14 protein-coding genes and 1 pseudogene are annotated in these 18,482 nt (G+C 53.2%); 7 read left to right on the forward strand and 8 right to left on the reverse strand.

Annotated elements, in window-relative coordinates:
- Nucleotides 1-249: 249 nt before the first annotated feature.
- The 3 genes from tlp to F1379_RS15945 all read right to left on the reverse strand — a co-directional run bounded on the left by tlp (nt 250) and on the right by F1379_RS15945 (nt 4,600).
- Nucleotides 250-474 (reverse strand): small acid-soluble spore protein Tlp, encoded by a 225-nt coding sequence (gene tlp / locus F1379_RS15935; RefSeq protein WP_150271486.1) that lies wholly within the window; start codon nt 472-474, stop codon nt 250-252.
- Between the two features lie 85 nt (nt 475-559).
- The gene (helD, locus tag F1379_RS15940; RefSeq protein WP_150271488.1) at nt 560-2,986 is read right to left on the reverse strand and encodes an RNA polymerase recycling motor HelD; all 2,427 of its coding nucleotides are present in this window, start codon (nt 2,984-2,986) and stop codon (nt 560-562) included.
- Nucleotides 2,987-3,862: 876 nt separating this feature from the next.
- Nucleotides 3,863-4,600 (reverse strand): SDR family oxidoreductase, encoded by a 738-nt coding sequence (locus tag F1379_RS15945; protein WP_150271490.1) that lies wholly within the window; start codon nt 4,598-4,600, stop codon nt 3,863-3,865.
- A gap of 178 nt (nt 4,601-4,778) precedes the next feature.
- On the opposite strand from F1379_RS15945, the gene F1379_RS15950 reads away from it, so the two are divergent.
- From F1379_RS15950 to F1379_RS15970, 5 genes are all read left to right on the forward strand, one after another.
- On the forward strand, nt 4,779-5,705 hold the full coding sequence (locus tag F1379_RS15950) for an AraC family transcriptional regulator (protein WP_150271492.1): 927 nt from the start codon (nt 4,779-4,781) through the stop codon (nt 5,703-5,705).
- Between the two features lie 5 nt (nt 5,706-5,710).
- Complete coding sequence (locus F1379_RS15955) at nt 5,711-6,385, forward strand: response regulator transcription factor (protein ID WP_150271494.1); 675 nt, start codon at nt 5,711-5,713, stop codon at nt 6,383-6,385.
- The gene (locus F1379_RS15960; RefSeq protein WP_150271496.1) at nt 6,382-7,437 is read left to right on the forward strand and encodes a HAMP domain-containing sensor histidine kinase; all 1,056 of its coding nucleotides are present in this window, start codon (nt 6,382-6,384) and stop codon (nt 7,435-7,437) included. Before F1379_RS15955 ends, F1379_RS15960 begins: the two co-directional genes overlap by 4 nt.
- 123 nt (nt 7,438-7,560) lie before the next feature.
- Entirely contained in the window at nt 7,561-9,312 is a 1,752-nt protein-coding gene (locus F1379_RS15965) for an ABC transporter ATP-binding protein (protein WP_150271498.1), read from the forward strand.
- Complete coding sequence (locus F1379_RS15970) at nt 9,312-11,072, forward strand: ABC transporter ATP-binding protein (protein ID WP_150271500.1); 1,761 nt, start codon at nt 9,312-9,314, stop codon at nt 11,070-11,072. Before F1379_RS15965 ends, F1379_RS15970 begins: the two co-directional genes overlap by 1 nt.
- A gap of 219 nt (nt 11,073-11,291) precedes the next feature.
- On the opposite strand, the gene cls is transcribed toward F1379_RS15970, so the two are convergent.
- Nucleotides 11,292-12,734 (reverse strand): cardiolipin synthase, encoded by a 1,443-nt coding sequence (gene cls, locus F1379_RS15975; protein ID WP_150271502.1) that lies wholly within the window; start codon nt 12,732-12,734, stop codon nt 11,292-11,294.
- A gap of 139 nt (nt 12,735-12,873) precedes the next feature.
- Between cls and F1379_RS15980 the strand changes: the two genes are divergently transcribed.
- Together F1379_RS15980 and F1379_RS15985 are read left to right on the forward strand one after the other, a co-directional pair.
- Entirely contained in the window at nt 12,874-13,593 is a 720-nt protein-coding gene (locus F1379_RS15980; protein ID WP_239004693.1) for a response regulator transcription factor, read from the forward strand.
- Nucleotides 13,574-14,989, forward strand: a complete 1,416-nt coding sequence (locus tag F1379_RS15985; protein ID WP_150271504.1) for a sensor histidine kinase — start codon at nt 13,574-13,576, stop codon at nt 14,987-14,989. Before F1379_RS15980 ends, F1379_RS15985 begins: the two co-directional genes overlap by 20 nt.
- A gap of 43 nt (nt 14,990-15,032) precedes the next feature.
- On the opposite strand, the gene F1379_RS15990 is transcribed toward F1379_RS15985, so the two are convergent.
- The 4 genes and pseudogenes from F1379_RS15990 to F1379_RS16005 form a co-directional block, all read right to left on the reverse strand.
- Entirely contained in the window at nt 15,033-15,368 is a 336-nt protein-coding gene (locus F1379_RS15990) for an Asp23/Gls24 family envelope stress response protein (protein ID WP_150271506.1), read from the reverse strand.
- A gap of 58 nt (nt 15,369-15,426) precedes the next feature.
- Nucleotides 15,427-16,506: an AI-2E family transporter gene (locus F1379_RS15995; protein ID WP_150271508.1), complete on the reverse strand. Its 1,080-nt coding sequence runs from the start codon at nt 16,504-16,506 to the stop codon at nt 15,427-15,429.
- 87 nt (nt 16,507-16,593) lie between these two features.
- Nucleotides 16,594-17,118 (reverse strand): annotated as a pseudogene (gene paiA / locus F1379_RS16000) (spermidine/spermine N(1)-acetyltransferase).
- 983 nt (nt 17,119-18,101) lie between these two features.
- Nucleotides 18,102-18,482: putative PEP-binding protein (locus F1379_RS16005; RefSeq protein WP_338046382.1), on the reverse strand; the 381-nt coding region annotated here is incomplete at its 5' end.

Here is an 18,482-nt window from a genome sequence, read left to right on the forward strand (position 1 = left end):
GAGAGAACGGCGGCTGTTGATACCGCTCGGGCCGCCGGGATTTGAGCCTCTTGCCTTTGAGCCAGAATCTCATGTGTGACCGTACCTCTTTCTGCGTCTGCCTGATTTCCTCGAAGGTTAGTATAAGGATATTTGCCTCTTTCATACGCCGATGTAACCCTAGTGTTAGTCCTGCAAGCCTATGAACGCAAAAAACCGCGCTGAGCGCGGTTTTAGGTGCAGCTGTTGCCAGCCTGCCGATTACATTGGCTATTCCTCAGAATGTGCAGCCTCATCTTTGACTTCCTCGCGGAAGCCCTGGATGCTCTTCTTGCGGCGTACGTTCTTCTCTTCGATCTGCTCCCGTTCCTTACTGCTGATCTCTGAAGAGAACTCGTTCAGGTAATCCTCCGCTTCATGCAGATTCTGCATCGTATTCTGGATACTCTGCTGCAAATGCTCTACGTTGTCCGCCCGGTTATCCGGTTTGGCCATGTTTGATCGCCTCCTGTAGGTTATGCGCCCGTCTCGGGGCACTACCGGTTAGGTTGAATCATTCCGGGAGGCATTATACATCCGGTTAGGGCCGCTGTTCATATAGAGAAACATCCGTATCCTGCAAGAAAACAGTCCAGTCTTCGGCAGAATACAGCATAAGACGGTGCATGGCGCGGGTGCAGGCCGTATAGAACAGCTTCCGTTCCGTCTCCTGACGATACGCGTGGGAAGAAGCGTCATAAATAAGCACAGCGTCGAACTCTACGCCCTTGGCCAGATAAGCAGGAATGACTACCGCTCCTCTTTCGAAGGTAAGCGTCTCCTTGGTTACAAGCCGCAGCGCCTCAGCGCCTTGTCTTGTCAAAGCTTCATAGGCTGCCCTGCTTTCCGCCGCCGTCTTTGTAATCACGGCCACCGTGTCGTAGCCCTTGGCCCGCAAATCGGCAATGTCCGCAACGATTTGTGCCGCTTTGTGCTCGTGGTCCGCCGATTTGGAGAGCAGCGGCTTCTCGCCGCGCCGCTCAAACGGCACAATGTCTGCACCTTCCGGAAGCAGCGATTTCGTGAACTGGACAATCTCCCAGGTCGAACGGTAGCTCCGGACGAACTGGAACAGACGTGTCTCTTCCTGCCCAGCTAACGAGTACAGCGGTGAATCTGCTTCATGCAGGTTAGTGGCCTGCGGGAAGATCGCCTGGCTGAAATCACCGAGCACCGTCATGCGGGCGCGCGGAAACAGCTTCTTCAGGAAATGAAACTGAAAAGGTGAATAATCCTGGGCTTCGTCGATGAACAGATGTCGTACTTCCATGTTGGTACGGCTGCCCTCTACCAGCTCCTTCAAGTACAGGAACGGAGTGGCATCCTCATAGAACAGCTCGCCCTGCTCCAGCTTCTCTGTCGTCAGCCTGCAGATTTCCGGCCAACGTCCGGGCACTTCGCTGCCACCTGTCAGACCGCTGAACGCGGCAGGATCACTGAACAATTGCCGGTACAGCCCGGTCAAATCAACAAATGACAGCTGCTTCACACGGCGTCTTAGGGGCTTGAAGCTTGCCTTCACCAGGTTACGCCGCAATATCTGCTCTTCCTTCTCCCCGGAGCCGAAATCGTAATCATCGTTACCGCCACCGGTGGGATCACCGTAACGATCCGCATGCTCCTCATTGAAACGGATTACCGCATCCTCCTTCTCGTACTGCTTACGCAGCTCGTTGTAAGCTTCAGCATAATCATCGTTATCGAGATAATCGAGCTCATCCTGGACCCAATCGGCCTGCCGTTCCTCCCGCTCCAGGACGGATAATTCACGCAGCAGCCATTCCTTGAGCAGTGTAATTCGGCCCGCCAGGCCGATAGAATGGTCATAGCTGTAGAATTTCTCTCTGATCTCTGCGGCTGCAATCAGCTCACGGTCCCTGTAGCGGATGCCGTGAAACAGCATTCCGGCTTCGGTAAGACGGACTGCGTAACGGTTGAGCGCCTCTAAGTAAAGGCCCGATGCCTTGAACCGGATCGCGCTCCGGCGCGCCTCATACCCGGCTTCATCACCGGAGGTCAGAACATACTCGATCTGTTCAAACGGATCTTCGAGCCGCAGCAGGGCCCCCAGCCAATAGTACAGATACTCGTAAAAGGTCGTCTGCTGCATATTCTCCTCTCCCAGCTCAGGCAGGACCGTAGAGACGTAGCTGTTGAACATCGGGTTCGGCGAGAACAGCACGATCCGGTCTGCGCTTAGCCAGCTGCGGTGTTTGTACAGCAGGTAGGCTACACGTTGCAGCGCGGCCGAGGTTTTGCCGCTGCCGGCGGCTCCCTGAACGATGAGCATCCGGCTCAGGTCGTCACGGATAATGGCGTTCTGCTCCCGCTGGATGGTCGCCACGATGCTCTTCATCTGGGCATCGGCACCCTTCCCGAGTACCTGCTGCAGCAGCTCATCGCCGATGGTCAGGCTGGTGTCGAAGACGTGCTGCAAGTGCCCGCCCCGGATCTGGTATTGCCGTTTCAGAGTCATAGTTCCTTCTATCCGTCCGCCCGGCGTTTCGTAGGCGGCACTGCCCGGGAAGTGGTCATAATACATGCTGGCAATCGGCGTCCGCCAATCGTACACCAGGAAATCGAAGCCTTCCTTGTCTGTCAGGGAGGAGACACCAATATAGACCCGTTCGCTGGCCGGGAGCCCCGCCTCCTGAAAATCAATCCGGCCGAAATACGGCGCCGGCAGCAGACGGTTCATGCTCTTCCACCGTTGCAGCCGCTTGCGGTGACTCCGTTCCCGTTCAGACAGTAAGGCCTCCTGCTGCTTGATGCTGTAGAAGGTCTCTTCAAAGTCCTCGTCCGTGCTGGTATTTACCGTCACCTCTTCCCAGAACCGCCGGCGGATGTCTGCTACCTGCTCCTGCAGTCCGTCTACCTCCGGCGCTAGTTCGGCCATAGCCTCCCGCACTCTGGCTAATACCAAGTCCAGCCGTCGCTGCTCCTCCTGCCAATCTTGAGCTTCAATCATACCTGTGATCACCCTCCTCATAGAAATCCGCAGAATACATTTGACAAACCGCAAGCCGTTATGCTAAGATTAAAGTGTAAATAAGATGTTATACTTATGTCGCAAAACATATAAATTGACATTCGTTATCCGATTGTAGCATGCAGGGTTCTATATTGCAATGTTTAACTGCATATAATTACATACCAAAGAACCGGCATTTCTGCCGGTTCTTTTCTTTATGCTGATGAATACTGATCAGATTTCAACTATATAAGTTGAACTTAAGATTAGCCTGAATAGAGCCGGAAAGTGAATTAAAGTTATGGACTTCCGTACGCTGCCCACTCCCGTTCTCCAGATGAATACCGCTAGGTGCTGTTGAATTCGCTGGCAGCAGGCTCTGTCCGGCTCTGTTTAGGTATGATGAACGAAAAGCAACCCCTATTCAACAAGGATAAATGTATTTCGTACAACTATTTGTTAGGTATGCACCCATTTTTGAAGGATAGATGTATTTTGTGCAACTAAAATCAGCATATGGGGATCAAACTGCCCCAAAGCAAGAAGATAGATGTACGAAATGCAACTATAGCCGGGAAACGGCCTGTTTAGATGGATATAGTTGTACAAACTACAATTAGCAGCTTAGCAGCGGTTAGTGAGGTCATGAAGAGCAATAGCTGCTGTCGCCTGATAATCACGATCTACATTTCAGCAGCTTAGAACGATGACAGCCCCTGCTTCGCCTATCAGCTTTCCTGCGGAAAGCCATCAGGCGGAAGCCGGAACCGCAACAAGAGGTATCAATCTACGGACGGGAAGCGACCGGAAGCCAAATGTTTTCTTGCGTCACGGCTAATCTCAACACAAAATTCTTTAGTTCAATCTATATAGTCAATTGAATCCGCCGTTGACGCGGATCGTCTGTCCGGTAATCCACCGTGCTTTGCCGCTGACCAGAAGCTCCACTGCATCGGCGATATCTTCGGGTTCACCGAGCCGGCCGAATGCATTCATCCGCCGGTAGGAGTCTACCAGCTCAGCGGATTTGCCGCTCAGGAAAAGCTCGGTCGAGACCTGGCCGGGGGCAATACAGTTAATGGTAATATCCTTCGGTCCGAACTCCTTGGCGAGCTGCCGGGTGATCTGCTCCACCGCACCCTTCGTGGCCGCATAAACACTGTAGGCCGGGAGCATCGCCCCCGATACAGAGGTAGAGAAATTAATAATCGTCCCTCCCCCGGTCATATGCTTCATTGCCTGCTGGCAGGCGAAGTAAGTGCCTTTGACATTTACAGCGAAATGCCGGTCATAGAGCTCCTCGGTGACTTCTGCCAGAGGCACGCATTCCATGATTCCGGCATTGTTGATGAGCATATCCAATCGTCCAAAGCGACTCAGCGTCTCGGCGAACAGCGATTCGATCTCCTGAACGTTCGCAATATCTGCCCGGACCGCTACCGCTTCTCCTCCCGCTTGTCTGATGCTGTCCACGACCTCCAGCGCTTTCGCCATATTCGAGCTGTAATTGACCACGACCCTGGCTCCGGCTTGCCCCAATCGGATAGCGATTTGCCTTCCGATTCCACGCGATGCACCGGTAACAATGGCGACTTTATCCTGCATATTCATACTGATCCGCTCCCTTGTCTTCATTTCGGCCTATCCCGTCACTGCCGTGACTTGCCTTGTATCCTAATTATAAGCAAGCTGTGTCTGCTCCCGTTAGCCTATCCCTGTTCAGTTCTTGCCTAATCCTCTCCGCGATGGTTATGATAAGGGTAAAGTTACAACTGGAAGGAGTTCAGCCATGAACACTGCCGTGCAAATGCAAGCCACCGTACCAGCCTTGGGGCAGCTTGTGCAGCTGGTACGCCGCCATGCGCCTGCAGCCGGGACGCATCCAACAGCGATTCCTTCATTGTCTCTGATGCATGCCGTGCATCTGTCGGAGCCGCTGGAGTCGGTCTACAAGCCTTCGATCTGCGTCGTTGCCCAAGGGGCCAAGTCGGCTGCGCTGGCGGAGCGTACATTCCGCTACGATTCTTCAACGTATCTGCTCACATCCGTGGAGCTTCCGGTGATCGGGAAGATTATTGAAGCCTCCCCGGAGATGCCGTTCCTGGGCCTCAAATTAAGCTTCGAACCGGACATGATCCTGGATATGGTCCAAGAAACGGCTGAAGCCGCGAATAGCACCGCCGAAGCCTGCGGCATCTCGGTTCATGCGGTCTCGCCTGCGCTGCTCGAAGCCATCGTTCGGCTGATAAGTCTGCTGGATGCTCCCGAAGATATTCCGGTGCTGGCTCCGCTGGCCATTCGCGAGATCCTCTACCGGGTGCTGCAAAGCGATCACGGCGCACGGCTCCTCCAGTTTGCACGGACCGGCAGCTATGCCTACAATATTGCTCAGGCGGTCAAACAGATCAACCGGGAGTATAACCGTCCGTTCGCGGTCCGTGAGCTGGCCCGGTCGGTCAATATGAGCGTCTCTTCTTTTCACAAGCACTTCAAGAAGATAACCGCTCTGAGCCCTCTCCAATACCAGAAGACTGTGCGGCTGCAGGAAGCCCGGAGGCTGATGCTGACGGATTCCATCCAGGCTGCGGATGCCGCTTACCGAGTAGGCTATGAGAGCCCTACTCAGTTCAGCCGTGAATACGCCAGAATGTACGGCCGTCCGCCGGTACAGGATGTTCAGGCGCTGCATCAACAAATGACAAAACCCTTGGAGTGAAGCCGATGATTCATATATTGGTTGTGGAAGATGAACGCAATGTACGAAAGCTGCTGGAGGCTGTACTGAAGCGCGAAGGCTACGAAGTATTTACCGCCGAAGATGGATTGAAAGCCCTGCATGTGCTTGAAGTGCAGCATATTGACCTTATTATTCTCGACATCATGATGCCTAACATGGACGGGTATGAGTTCGCGAAGGAGTTAAGGGACGCCGGCAGCCAGATTCCCATCCTGATGGCCACGGCCAAGCATCTCCCGGAGGACAAGAAGAAGGGCTTCCGCCTTGGAACCGACGATTATATGACCAAGCCCATTGATACCGAAGAGATGCTGCTCCGGATTCAGGCGCTGCTCCGCCGTTCCCAGATTGCCAGTGCCCGCAAGCTGGTCATTGGCAAGGTGATTCTGGATTACGAAGCCTTGACGGTCACCCGGGGCGATGAGAAGCAGACTCTTCCGCAAAAAGAGTTCTACCTCCTCTATAAGCTGCTCTCTTATCCGGAGCGTATCTTTACGCGCATCCAGCTGATGGACGAAATCTGGGGCATGCAAAGCGAAAGCACAGACACTACGGTCAATGTGCATATTAACCGCCTGCGCAAGCGGTTTGAAGGGTACCCCGAGTTCGAGCTGGTTTCTGTCCGCGGACTGGGCTATAAGGCGGTGCGGAATACATGAACAGATTAGGGCGCTGGATAAAAGAAAGAATCACTCTACCCTTCTATTTTTCGCTTGCTGTGTTCTGCATCTTTCTTATTACCGTCGTCATTACCGGGGTACTGTTCTTCTTGGCCCATGTAACCGGATTGCTGAATGAAGAGATCGCTCAGGACGGCACTGTGCTGCCTATTATAATCTTGATTTCCTGTATCCTGATCGGGACCACGATATCGGGCATTGCCAGCCGGAAAATGGTCAAGTCCATCCGTGAATTTATAGAAGCGACCAACCGGCTGGCCGGCGGAGACTTCTCTACGCGCCTGTACCTGACGAGTCCGCCGGAATACAGGATTCTCTCCGAGAACTTTAACCGGATGGCTGAGGAGCTCGGGGGAATAGAGATTCTGCGCAGCGATTTCGTCAACAATTTCTCGCATGAGTTCAAGACGCCGATTGTCTCCATCAAGGGATTCGCCGAGGTGCTGAAGTACGATGATCTGCCCAAAGAGGAACGGGATGAATACCTTGATATCGTCATTGCGGAATCTGCCAGACTCGCCTCCTTGGCCTCGAATGTGCTGGAGCTGTCCAAGATCGAGACGCAGACGATTCTGACTGACAAGCAAAGATACAATGTCGGAGAGCAAATCCGTCAATGCGTTCTGCTGCTGGCCGCCAAAATGGAGAAGAAGCATCTGGCGCTGAACGTCAATATCCAGGATTATGAAATGTCCGGGAACAAGGAGCTGCTCAATCAGGTCTGGCTTAATCTGCTGGATAACGCCATCAAGTTTACACCGGAGCACGGAGCGATCGAGATTAACATGAAGCGCACCGCCGAAAGGCTGGAGATTGCCGTCCGCGACAGCGGCAGCGGCATTGTGCCCGAGGCCATCCCCAAGATCTTCGATAAATTCTATCAGGCGGACACTTCCCACTCCACCGCAGGTAACGGGCTCGGGTTAACCATAGTGAAGCAGATTATTAACCTGCACGGCGGAACTATTGCCTGCAGCAGCGCCCCTGCACAAGGGACTGTATTTACGGTCAGCTTGCCGACAGGAGCATAGCTCAAGTCTTGAAAGAACAATTAGCGTTCTTTCAGGGCTTTTTTCTTTTTTCAGAAAAGTTAACGTTCAGTTTATTATTCTCCGGTAAGATAACTACATCATCAATCAAAGGAGTCAGAAGCTATGCTTAACATTCTCAAGTATTTGAAGCCGAAAGAATGGGCGCTATTCGGTGCCAGCCTCCTCTTCATCGTCGCCCAGGTGTGGCTGGATCTGGAATTGCCCGGTTATATGAGCAAGATCACCCGTCTGGTACAGACGCCGGGAAGCGAAATGAGCGAGATTATTGCAGCAGGCGGCTGGATGCTGCTCTGTGCACTCGGCAGCTTGGCCACTTCCATTATAGTGGCGGGCATTGCCGCCAAGATCGCGGCCAATTTCTCGGCAAGATTGCGTTCGAACCTGTTTAACAAGGTTCAGTCCTTCTCCATGGAGGAGATCAACAGCTTCTCAACGGCGAGCTTGATCACCCGTTCCACCAATGACATCACCCAGGTGCAGATGCTGATTGTCATTGGCCTGCAGCTGCTGGTCAAAGCCCCTATCCTCGCTGTATGGGCACTGCTCAAGATCACAGGCAAGAGCTGGCAGTGGTCACTGGCCACCGGTGCCGCCGTCGGCATACTGATTCTGGTGGTCGGCATCTGTATTGTGCTCGTGCTGCCGAAGTTCCAGAAGCTGCAGCAGCTGACCGATAACCTGAACCGTGTAGCCAGAGAGAATCTGACCGGACTCCGGGTGATCCGTGCTTACAATGCGGAAGGCTACCAGGAAGAGAAATTCGGCTCGGCCAACAACATCCTTACCTCGACGAATCTGTTCGCCAACAATGTCCTGGCCGTGCTTATGCCTTCCATCTCACTCATTCTGAGCGGGCTGAGCCTCGCGATCTACTGGATCGGCGCTGCTTTGATCCAGTCTGCTGATATGACTGCCAAGATGGACTTGTTCTCGGACATGATCGTCTTCTCCTCGTATGCGATACAGGTGGTTATGGCGTTCATGATGCTGATTATGATCTTCATTCTGCTGCCCCGTGCCCACGTCTCCGCCAAGCGCATCAACGAGGTGCTGGATACCAAGCCGAGACTTGAGAACGGCTCGCTTACAGCCTCACCCGGAACGGTTACAGGTGAGGTGGAATTCAGAAATGTCAGCTTCAAATATCCCGATGCCGAGGATTACGTCATCAAGGACATCAGCTTCACGGCCAAGCGGGGTGAAACCGTCGCCTTTATCGGTTCAACCGGCTGCGGCAAGAGTACCGTGGTCAACCTGATTCCGCGCTTCTATGATGCAACCTCAGGCGAGGTCCTCGTAGACGGCGTGAACGTGAATCGATATGAACAAAGTGCACTCCGCAACAAAATGGGCTATGTATCCCAGAAAGCGGTGCTGTTCGGCGGAACCGTGACTTCCAATATCGCTTTCGGCGATAACGGCTCCGATGCCGCTCCTGAAGTGGTGGATGCCGTATATACCTCCCAGGCTTCGGATTTCGTCGAGAAAATGGATGGCAGCTATGAGGCGCATATCGCCCAGGGCGGCTCCAATCTCTCCGGCGGCCAGAAGCAGCGCCTGTCTATTGCCCGGGCGATTGCCCGCCGTCCGGAAATTCTCATCTTTGACGATTCCTTCTCGGCGCTTGACTATAAGACAGACCGCAAGCTGCGCAGCGAGCTGAAGAAGGAAGCCCGCGGCACTACGATGCTGATCGTCGCCCAGCGGATCGGCACCATCAAGGATGCCGACAAGATTATCGTGCTGGAAGCCGGACGCATTGCCGGCATGGGCACACATGATGAATTGATGGAATCCTGCGAGGTCTACCAGGAAATCGCGTACTCCCAATTGTCCAAGGAGGAGCTGGCCTAATGATACCAACTGAACAACAACCCAACAACTGGAGCAAGCTTCTCCGTTATTGTCGCAATCATATACCTGTCGTACTGATCGCGTTAGTCAGTGCGGCCATCGGTACGGTGTTGACCTTGCTCGGTCCGGATCAGCTCTCGGAGATGACCGACCTGATTACGCAGGGCCTTGCCACCGGCATTGATATGGATGCCGTAGCTTCCATCGGTCTGTTTCTGGTTCTGATCTACGCCATCAGCGCCGTATTGTCTTTATTGCAGGGCCTCATCATGTCGTCGGTCACGCAAAAGGTCTCGAAGCGCCTGAGAGGCGATCTTTCCCGCAAGATGAACCGGCTTCCGCTCTCTTATTACAATAAATCGACGACCGGTGACATTCTCTCCCGGGTAACCAATGATGTGGATACCATCGGCCAAGCGCTGAACCAGAGCGTCGGCACGCTGGTCACTGCACTGGCCATGTTCGTCGGCTCCATCGTCATGATGCTCAAGACCAATGTGATTATGACCGTTACCGCAGTTGTGGCTACGATCATCGGTTTTGGCCTGATGGCGGTGATTATGAAGAAATCACAGAAGTATTTTCAGAGCCAGCAGGAATATCTGGGCAAAATCAACGGCCATGTTGAGGAAGTTTACACCGGTCATACCGTTGTTAAAGCCTACAACGCCGAGACGCAAATGCGCGATGCCTTTGAAGGTCTGAACGGTAATCTGAAAAACAGTGCCTTCAAGGCCCAGTTCCTCTCCGGGCTGATGATGCCGATTATGATGTTTATCGGGAATTTAGGCTTCGTGGCCGTCTGTGTAGCCGGTGCGGTACTTGCAACGAACGGAGATATCTCCTTCGGGGTTATCGTTGCCTTTATGATGTATGTGCGCTTCTTTACCCAGCCCCTCTCCCAGATTGCCCAGGCGGCGCAAAGTCTGCAGTCGGCTTCCGCAGCCAGCAAGCGTGTCTTTGAATTTCTGGAAGCCGAGGAAATGGACGACGAGCAAGGCAAGACCGCACGGCTGGAGGCTGCAGCGGGCAAAGTGAAGTTCGAGCATGTCCAGTTTGCTTATGAAGGCACGGATAATCTGGTCATTAAGGACTTCTCTACAGAAGTCATGCCCGGACAAAAGATCGCCATTGTCGGTCCTACCGGCGCCGGCAAAACCACACTAGTCAACCTTCTGATCCGCTTCAATGAGTTAACCGGCGGAGAAATCTATATCGACGATATGCCGATCAGCAGTCTGACCCGGGAAAATATTCATGACCAGTTCTGCATGGTGCTGCAGGATACCTGGCTGTTCGAAGGTACGATCCGCGAGAATCTGGTCTACAACAAGACCGGCATCACGGAGCAAGAGATTGAAGAAGCCTGCAAATCGGTTGGATTGCACCATTTCATTCAAACCTTGAGCGCCGGCTATGACACAGTACTGAACGACAAGGTCAATCTGTCCGCCGGCCAGAAGCAGCAGCTGACGATAGCCCGCGCGATGCTCAAGAACGCACCGATGCTCGTGCTCGATGAAGCGACCAGCTCGGTCGATACCCGGACGGAACTGCTGATCCAGCAGGCGATGGACCGGCTGATGGAAGGCAGAACCTCCTTCGTCATCGCCCACCGGCTCTCGACGATCAAGAATGCCGACGTCATTCTCGTCCTGAAGGACGGCGATATTCTGGAGAGCGGCAGCCACACCGAGCTGCTGGCCAAGAACGGCTTCTACGCCGAGCTGTATAACAGCCAGTTCGAGCAAGCCTCCTGATCTACCGGGTGCAAATAAAGATAAGGGCCGAGTTCCTGCCGCCGGATTGGCGGTGGAACTCGGCCCTTCATTTTGTGGGGCTGTCTATATCGGGGTCCCCGCAAAGTACCTGAAATCGCATCTATGCGTGTACTCCACTTTGTGGGGCTGTCTGTATCGGGGTCCCCGCAAAGTACCTGAATCCCGCATCTATGCATTGGCTTCACTTTGTGGGGCTTTTTAGAGAATTGGTGACAGCAGCCGCGCCACCGCTTCCTTGAACTTGAGCATCTTGCTGCGCACCTCGTACCGCTCAAGCGTCAGCTCGAAGCAGGAGAGGCTGTCCTCCAGGAACAGGTTGTGGAGCTGCCCGGCCAGCTTGGGATCGCAGATCAGGGCGCTGACCTCGAAATTCAGGCGGAAGCTGCGGGTATCGATATTCATCGTGCCTACGGAAGCGACCTCCTCGTCGACGACAATCGTCTTGGCATGCATGAAGCCCTTCTCGTATTGCAGAATCTTCACCCCGTAAGGCAGGAGCTCGCCGGCATGCGCCAGTGTCGCCGGATAAACAAACATGTGATCCGGTTTGTTCGGAATCATGATCCGCACATCGACTCCGGAGAGCAGCGCGATTTTGCAGGCATCCATAAAGCTGGAGTCCGGGATGAAATACGGCGTCTGGATAAAGATGCTTTTTTTGGCGGAGGCGATCAGCTTCAGGTACATGTTCTTCAGATGCTCGGTTTGCGAGTTCGGTCCGCTGGTGATAATCTGGACTACGCTGTCGCCGGAATGCTTATCGGTACGGTAGGCCAGATGCTCGGGATGCAGGGCATTCCGGCTGGCCGCCTTGTTCCAGTCCATCAGGAACCGGCCTTGAATCTGGTCGACTGCGCCGCCCCGCATCTTCAGATGGGTATCCCGCCAGTACCCCATTTTCTTGTCGAGACCGAGATACTCATCGCCGACGTTGAATCCGCCGATATAGGCGATTTCTCCATCAATGATGCACTGCTTCCGGTGATTCCGGTTATTGATCCGGAAGTTGATCAGCCGGAAAATCGACGGGAAGAATACCTCCACCAGGCCCCCGTTATCAATCAGCTCCTTGAAGAAGGCGCGGGAGGTCCGTCTGGAGCCGACCTCATCATACAGCACGCGGACAGTTACCCCTTCCTTGGCCTTGAGCGTCAACTCATCGCGCAATTTCCGGCCAAGATTATCGGGCTGATAGATATAATATTGGATGTTGATCTCATGCTTGGCCTGGCGGATATCGGCAATCAGCGCATCGAACTTCTCCTGCCCGTCATCGAAGATCTGAACCTCGTTGTCGTTCGTAATGAGGGCGTTGGAGGAGCGCAGATTCATCTTCAGCAGGTCCGCATATTTCGCGGACAGCCCTCCCTGATAATCCACCTGCATGACCTGTTCGTCAACCGCCGCCTGCAGGTACATCCGCTCGTCCAGCGTCAGCCTGTAGAAATTCTTCTGCTTCAGCTGTCTTCCAAAGAAGACGTAGAAGATAAATCCGAGCCACGGGATAAAGAACAGGACCATCAGCCAGGCCCAGGTCGAGCCGATGTCCCTTCGTTCAATGAACACCACGATTCCGGCCAATAGAATATTCGTAATGGTAATGAAGGATAGGATAGAGGTAAAAATGCTGCCGAGTTCCAAGGTGGTGTACTCCTCTCTGTTTTGCAAGTAGTATGTCCGTTGCTATACATTATAGTTATCGGATAGACCGGCGTACAATATTTAGCTAATCTTTAGGTTCGGTTTAGACTGGTTAAAGATAGGCAGGCTATAACTGTACTTGGGAGGGATTCTTATCTATACAATACTGATCGCCGACGATGAGCCTGAAATTGTTGAATTGCTGCAGCTGTACCTGGAGAAGGACTATAGCATCGCCAAAGCCGGAAACGGCAAAGAAGCGCTGCGGATCGTCGAGACCGAGGCTGTCGATCTGGCCATTCTCGATATTATGATGCCCGAAATGGATGGGCTGCAGCTGCTGAAGAGCATCCGCCGCCGTTGTCATATCCCTGTTCTGCTGTTATCCGCCAAGAGCCAGCACCACGACAAAATCCTCGGGCTTGAGCTGGGTGCCGATGATTATATATCGAAGCCGTTTAACCCGCTGGAGGTCGTGGCCCGGGTGAATGCCATGCTGCGGAGAGTGCATCACTTCGATGTCGCTCCCCCGGAGAAGGAAGATCCGAAGACTCTGGCCCTCGGCCGCCTGACGCTGGATCTGGATGCCTGTGTGCTCTATATCTCCGGAGAGCCGGTTACGCTGACCTCCACCGAATATAAAATCCTCAGGCTGATGATGGCCGAGCCGGGCCGAGTCTTTACGCGCAAACGAATCTATGAAGCCGTGTGGGAAGACTTCTATATGTATGAGGATAACAGCATCATGGTGCATATCAGCAATATCCGCGACAAGATCGAGCGCGATTCCAAAAAGCCGGAATACTTGAAGACCATCCGGGGATTGGGGTACAAAATCGATGCGCCAGTGGAGAACTAGAAACCAGCGCCCGCTGCAGACTTCGCTTGCTTTTGATTTCCTGCGCTTTCTGCTGATCATCGGCTTCATCGTGCTGGCCGCCTATCTGTTTATCCAAATGGATGTGACGCATAAGCTGAAGGAATATCAAATCGCCGATCCCGAATTGAAGCTTGCGGCAAGCCGGTATGCCGCCGATCCGCTGACGGGTCCTGACACCGCAAAGCTCTTGCGCAGCGGCGGCTGGCTGGAGCTTCTCGACCGGGATAAGAACCTGGTTCAGGTTATCGGGAATAAGGGCGACAAGGCGGACAGCTATACGGAGGAGCAATTATACAGTCTGCTGGAGAACGGTCCCGGGCAGGAGTACTATTACTCATTAACCCGTTATGCGGACGGCGAAGCCGCTTATTGGCTGATGCTCAAGCTCCCGCGGAACCGGATTGATATTACCATTAACAGCTACCCTTTTCTGTCCACGCTTAACCAGCCGGTAACCTCCTATGTGCTGATGGGAGCCATTATCCTGCTTCTGCTGGTGGTTGTCTACAGCTATTCGGTTGCACGGAGAATCCGCAGGCCGCTGAGGACGATCATTGAAGGGCTGAATGAGATGATACAGGGGAATTACAGCACGAGGATTGTGGTGGAAGCCGAGGAAGAGTTCATGCAAATGGGAGAACGCTTTAATTATATGGCCGATGTCATCGAGAAGACGACCGCAGCCCAGCGGCTGGCCGAAGAAAGCAAGCAGCGGATGGTCATGGACCTCTCCCACGATCTGAAGACGCCGATTACCAGCATTCAGGGCTATGCCCAGGCGCTGTATGAAGGACGGGTGGGCGATCCCGAGCGTCAGCGCAAATACTTGACCTACATCTACAACAAGTCCTCACAGGTCACCCGGCTTATTCAAAATATGGTGGAGCTGCTGAAGACTGACTCCCCGGATTTCCTGCTGCGCATGGGCCAGCATGAACTCGGGGACTTCCTGCGCGAGATTATCGCAGATACGTACGGCGAAATTGAACAGAAGCAGTTCAGGCTGCAGTTCCAGGTGCCGGAGCATCCGGTATACGCCCGTTACGACCCGGAGCTGCTCGCCCGTGCAGTGCATAACCTGATCAGCAACGCGCTGACCTATAACCCGCCCGGCACGCAGCTGCGGATCGAGCTTGTTCCCGGTAAGCAGCAGGTGGCGATTGAAATCGCCGATACCGGCATCGGCATCGCCCCCGAGCTTAAGGCCACCATCTTCGATCCGTTCGTCCGCGGCGATGAAGCTAGGACGGCTACCGGCGGTACAGGCCTGGGCCTGGCCATCGCGCTGAAGAACATCGTGCGGATGGGCGGTACGCTGGAGCTTGGCGGCAGCAGCGGAGAAGCTACAGTGTTTACTATCATTATTCCGGTGTAGCCGGAAAGTCTGCAACCGGAATCATCTCCTGGCCCCTGCGGCTTTAGGGGATGATTCCGCATACGGTCACATGGACTTGCGATACGGCGAGGCCGGTCATTTTTTCCACATGACTCTTGATGCTGTCCTGCAGACGCCGGGAGATCTGCTGCAAGGGAACGCCAAGCCGGATAACGGGAGATATGGAGATCGTGACTTGCGCCCCGCTCACAGTAAGCCCTATCGCTTTATAGAAGTCCTTCCGGTTGGTCCGTCTGGTCTTGCCCTCCATCAGTGCCATAATCTCGTGCATTTCCTGAATCGCCATTCCGACGATCTTCATAATCGTCCGGTTCGAAATCGCTACGGTTCCTCTGCACTCCTCATTCACGGTATCCATTCAAAATCTCCTCCTCCAGTTTGGCTGTGTATGCGTTGTATACGGGCCACAGTCAAGTCTATAGCCCTTCCCACTTCTCTTTCAGGAACAAATGATAGATGTGCTTCGCCACAATCTTGATGACTACATAGACCGGAACAATAATGAGCATGCCGATAATTCCGAACAGGTTGCCCACCCCGAGCACCAGCACAGTTGTTGTAATGGGATGGATTTCGAGACTCTTGCCGAAGATCAGCGGCTGGATGATATTATCCTGTATCTGCTGCGCCAGCAGAATGATGACCAGCGCCCAGATGCCTGTACTCGTGGACTCGATCAAGCCGATAATCACGATGGGAATCGAAGAGATAATCGCCCCGAAATACGGGATGAAGTTCATCAGCACCGCAACGAAGGTCAGCACCAGCGCATAAGGCAGGCCAATGATCAGGAAGCCCAAATACATCAGAACCCCCAGCGCCAAATTCACCATCACTCTGCTGAGAATATAGTTATTCAGGGCAGCGTCGATTTCCTTCAGGATCGCGGTGGACCGGTTACGGAAGCGGAGCGGCAAGGCTTTGACGATGATTTTACCGAAGCGTTCCCCGTCCTTCAGCATGTAGAACAGAATGATCGGGAAGGTAAACAGGATAATCGCCACATTCGAGACCGCCGAGAACAGATTCGAAATGTAATTCGACATTAACGTGAAGCCTTTGTTGAGATATTCAGTGAAATGGGAGAACAGACCGCTGTCCCCCGGCAGAATCTTGGCCAGAAAGCCGCTTTGCTCCAGCTCGGTTACCTTGGCATCGAACATCTGCAGCAGTGACGGGACATTCTGAAGCATCGTGGTCACCTGGGATTTGAGCGGAGGCCAGACCCCTCCCCAGAATGCCAGCACCAGCGCCACCAGCACCAGGTAGATCAGCAGAATGGCCGGGGTACGCCGAAGCTTCTTACGCTCCAGCAGCTTGACCAGCGGGCGCAATAAATAATAAAAGAAGACTGCGAGCAGCATAGGAATCAGGATGATGCCCGTCAACGCCTGGAACGGCTTAAATATAAAATCCACTAAAGACCCCACGTAGATAATCGCAAGCACAAGAAACACCGCTTTGCCTACCGTGAGGAATTTATTCAGTTGATTCATGTTTCATCTCCTATTGCAGTTAGGTTAGAGGACGTTCGCCTCCCTTCTATTTATATCGTTCCAATCTTTATTTAATCTAAACCGAACCTAAAGATTAGTTAAGGTTTTGGTCATAATATAATCCGTCTGCACTTCATCGCCCATGACGAACGGGTGGGTTCCGGTCTGCACAAAGCCCATTCTGCTGTAAAAAGCTACGGCATTCCCGTTATGTTCCCATACGCCGAGCCAGAGCTTTGTTTTATGATCTTCGGCCGCCAGTTCAGCGGCTTTGTCGATCAGGAGTCTCCCCAGCCCCTGCTTATGGAAGCTGTTTCTGATATAGATCCGTTCGATTTCCATGGACTGCCCGTCCATGGCTTCGGACTGTGCCTCCCCGGTGTTGAGCTTCAGATATCCGGCGGCCTCCGCACCGGCCATGAGCAGGTAGAACTGCGAACACGGGGTCTTGAGCTCCCCTTCCAGCTTGTCCAGACTGAAGGCCTGCTCCAGATAGACGGCCATCGTCTCCTCCGAATTCTGCTCCATGAAGGTTTCTTAAAAAGTCTGATAGCTGATCTCCTGCAGCAGCCGGATGTCCTCCAATGTGCATTTCTTAATCGTTATGTTCACAGTCGTTGCTCTCCCTTCGCTTCACCGAAGCTTTATAGTGTATGAAGCCTGGTACCTTGACCGCAGCAAATTTGAGGGTATAAGTGCTTTATCTCGCTCTAGCTTGCTCGGTTATAAAGTGGCATTGATCCAAGTTCTGAGCTGGTTTCGTTTCACTACCCACGCAGTCGCTTCTTGCTGGAGCCATTCTATGCAGCCAATTCGGCGCTGCAAACACTAACGTACAAGTGAAATTAGGTGGCGATTTCCACTAATCCTGAAAAAGAGCAACATGAGAACTTTATGGTACTGTCCTGCTTTCCTTAGGTCAGCTTGGTTTGTGGATTATGGTCGATTTTTCGCCTACGTTTGCCCTATTTATCTTCACGGTAGCCCATGTGGTCGGTTTTTCGACTACAATGGGTCTGTTTTCCTCTAAGACAAGACATTGTGGTCGATTTTTCGGCTACGTTTGCCCTATTTACCTTCACGGTGGCCCATTATGGTTGATTTTTCGTCTACAATGGGATTGATTAGCCGGACTGTGCTGTTGGTCGGCCTATTGAAAGGGATGTAGGTGCGGGCGTCCCTGGCCTTACTCGCAAATAGATGGTGCATAGCTACAACTTGCTGTGGTCTAGGTACTAGATTACTATCTATATGTTGCAAATGCAACATTTTTAGTGTTGTGCTTTAGGATTTACTAGGAACGCTAAAAAACCGGCCCCCTTCCGGGGACCGGTGAAAAGTAGTTGGAAAAGTGTTAAGGGATAACAGTAGACAGAAAACACTTGCATAGCTGCGAAAAGCTTATTGCGCGATAGACATAAATTGATCAGATACAGAAAGTTTTGATGCGATAGACTTAGATATGCTCAGATGCGAGTAGCTTACTGCGCGATAGACATAGTTAGATCAGATGTTTACTTCGCGATAGGCTTAGATATGTTCAGATGCAGAAAGCTTACTGCGCAATAGGCTTAGAATGCTCAGATGCAAAAAGCCTACTGCGCGATGCTCTGCACCAGCGCAGCCACTTCCTCGGCTGTGCCGAGCTGCAGCGCCCTGGCGGCCAGCTCCTTCATCTCTGCGGCCGACAGCTTCGCAATCTGGCTGCGTGCCGGCAGAATCGAAGTCGCGCTCATGCTGAATTCGTCGAGCCCCAGGCCCAGCAGCAGCGGAATCGCCCCTGCGTCCCCGGCCATCTCGCCGCACATGCCCGCCCATTTGCCTTCCGCATGGGCCGCGTCGATGACGTTCTTCACCAGGCGCAGAATCGCCGGGTTGTAAGGCTGGTACAGGTACGACACCTGCTCGTTCATCCGGTCCGCCGCCATCGTGTACTGGATCAGATCGTTCGTGCCGATGCTGAAGAAGTCCACTTC

It is taken from the genome of Paenibacillus tepidiphilus (assembly GCF_008635795.1).
Classification (GTDB): Bacteria; Bacillota; Bacilli; order Paenibacillales; family Paenibacillaceae; genus Paenibacillus_AQ; species Paenibacillus_AQ tepidiphilus.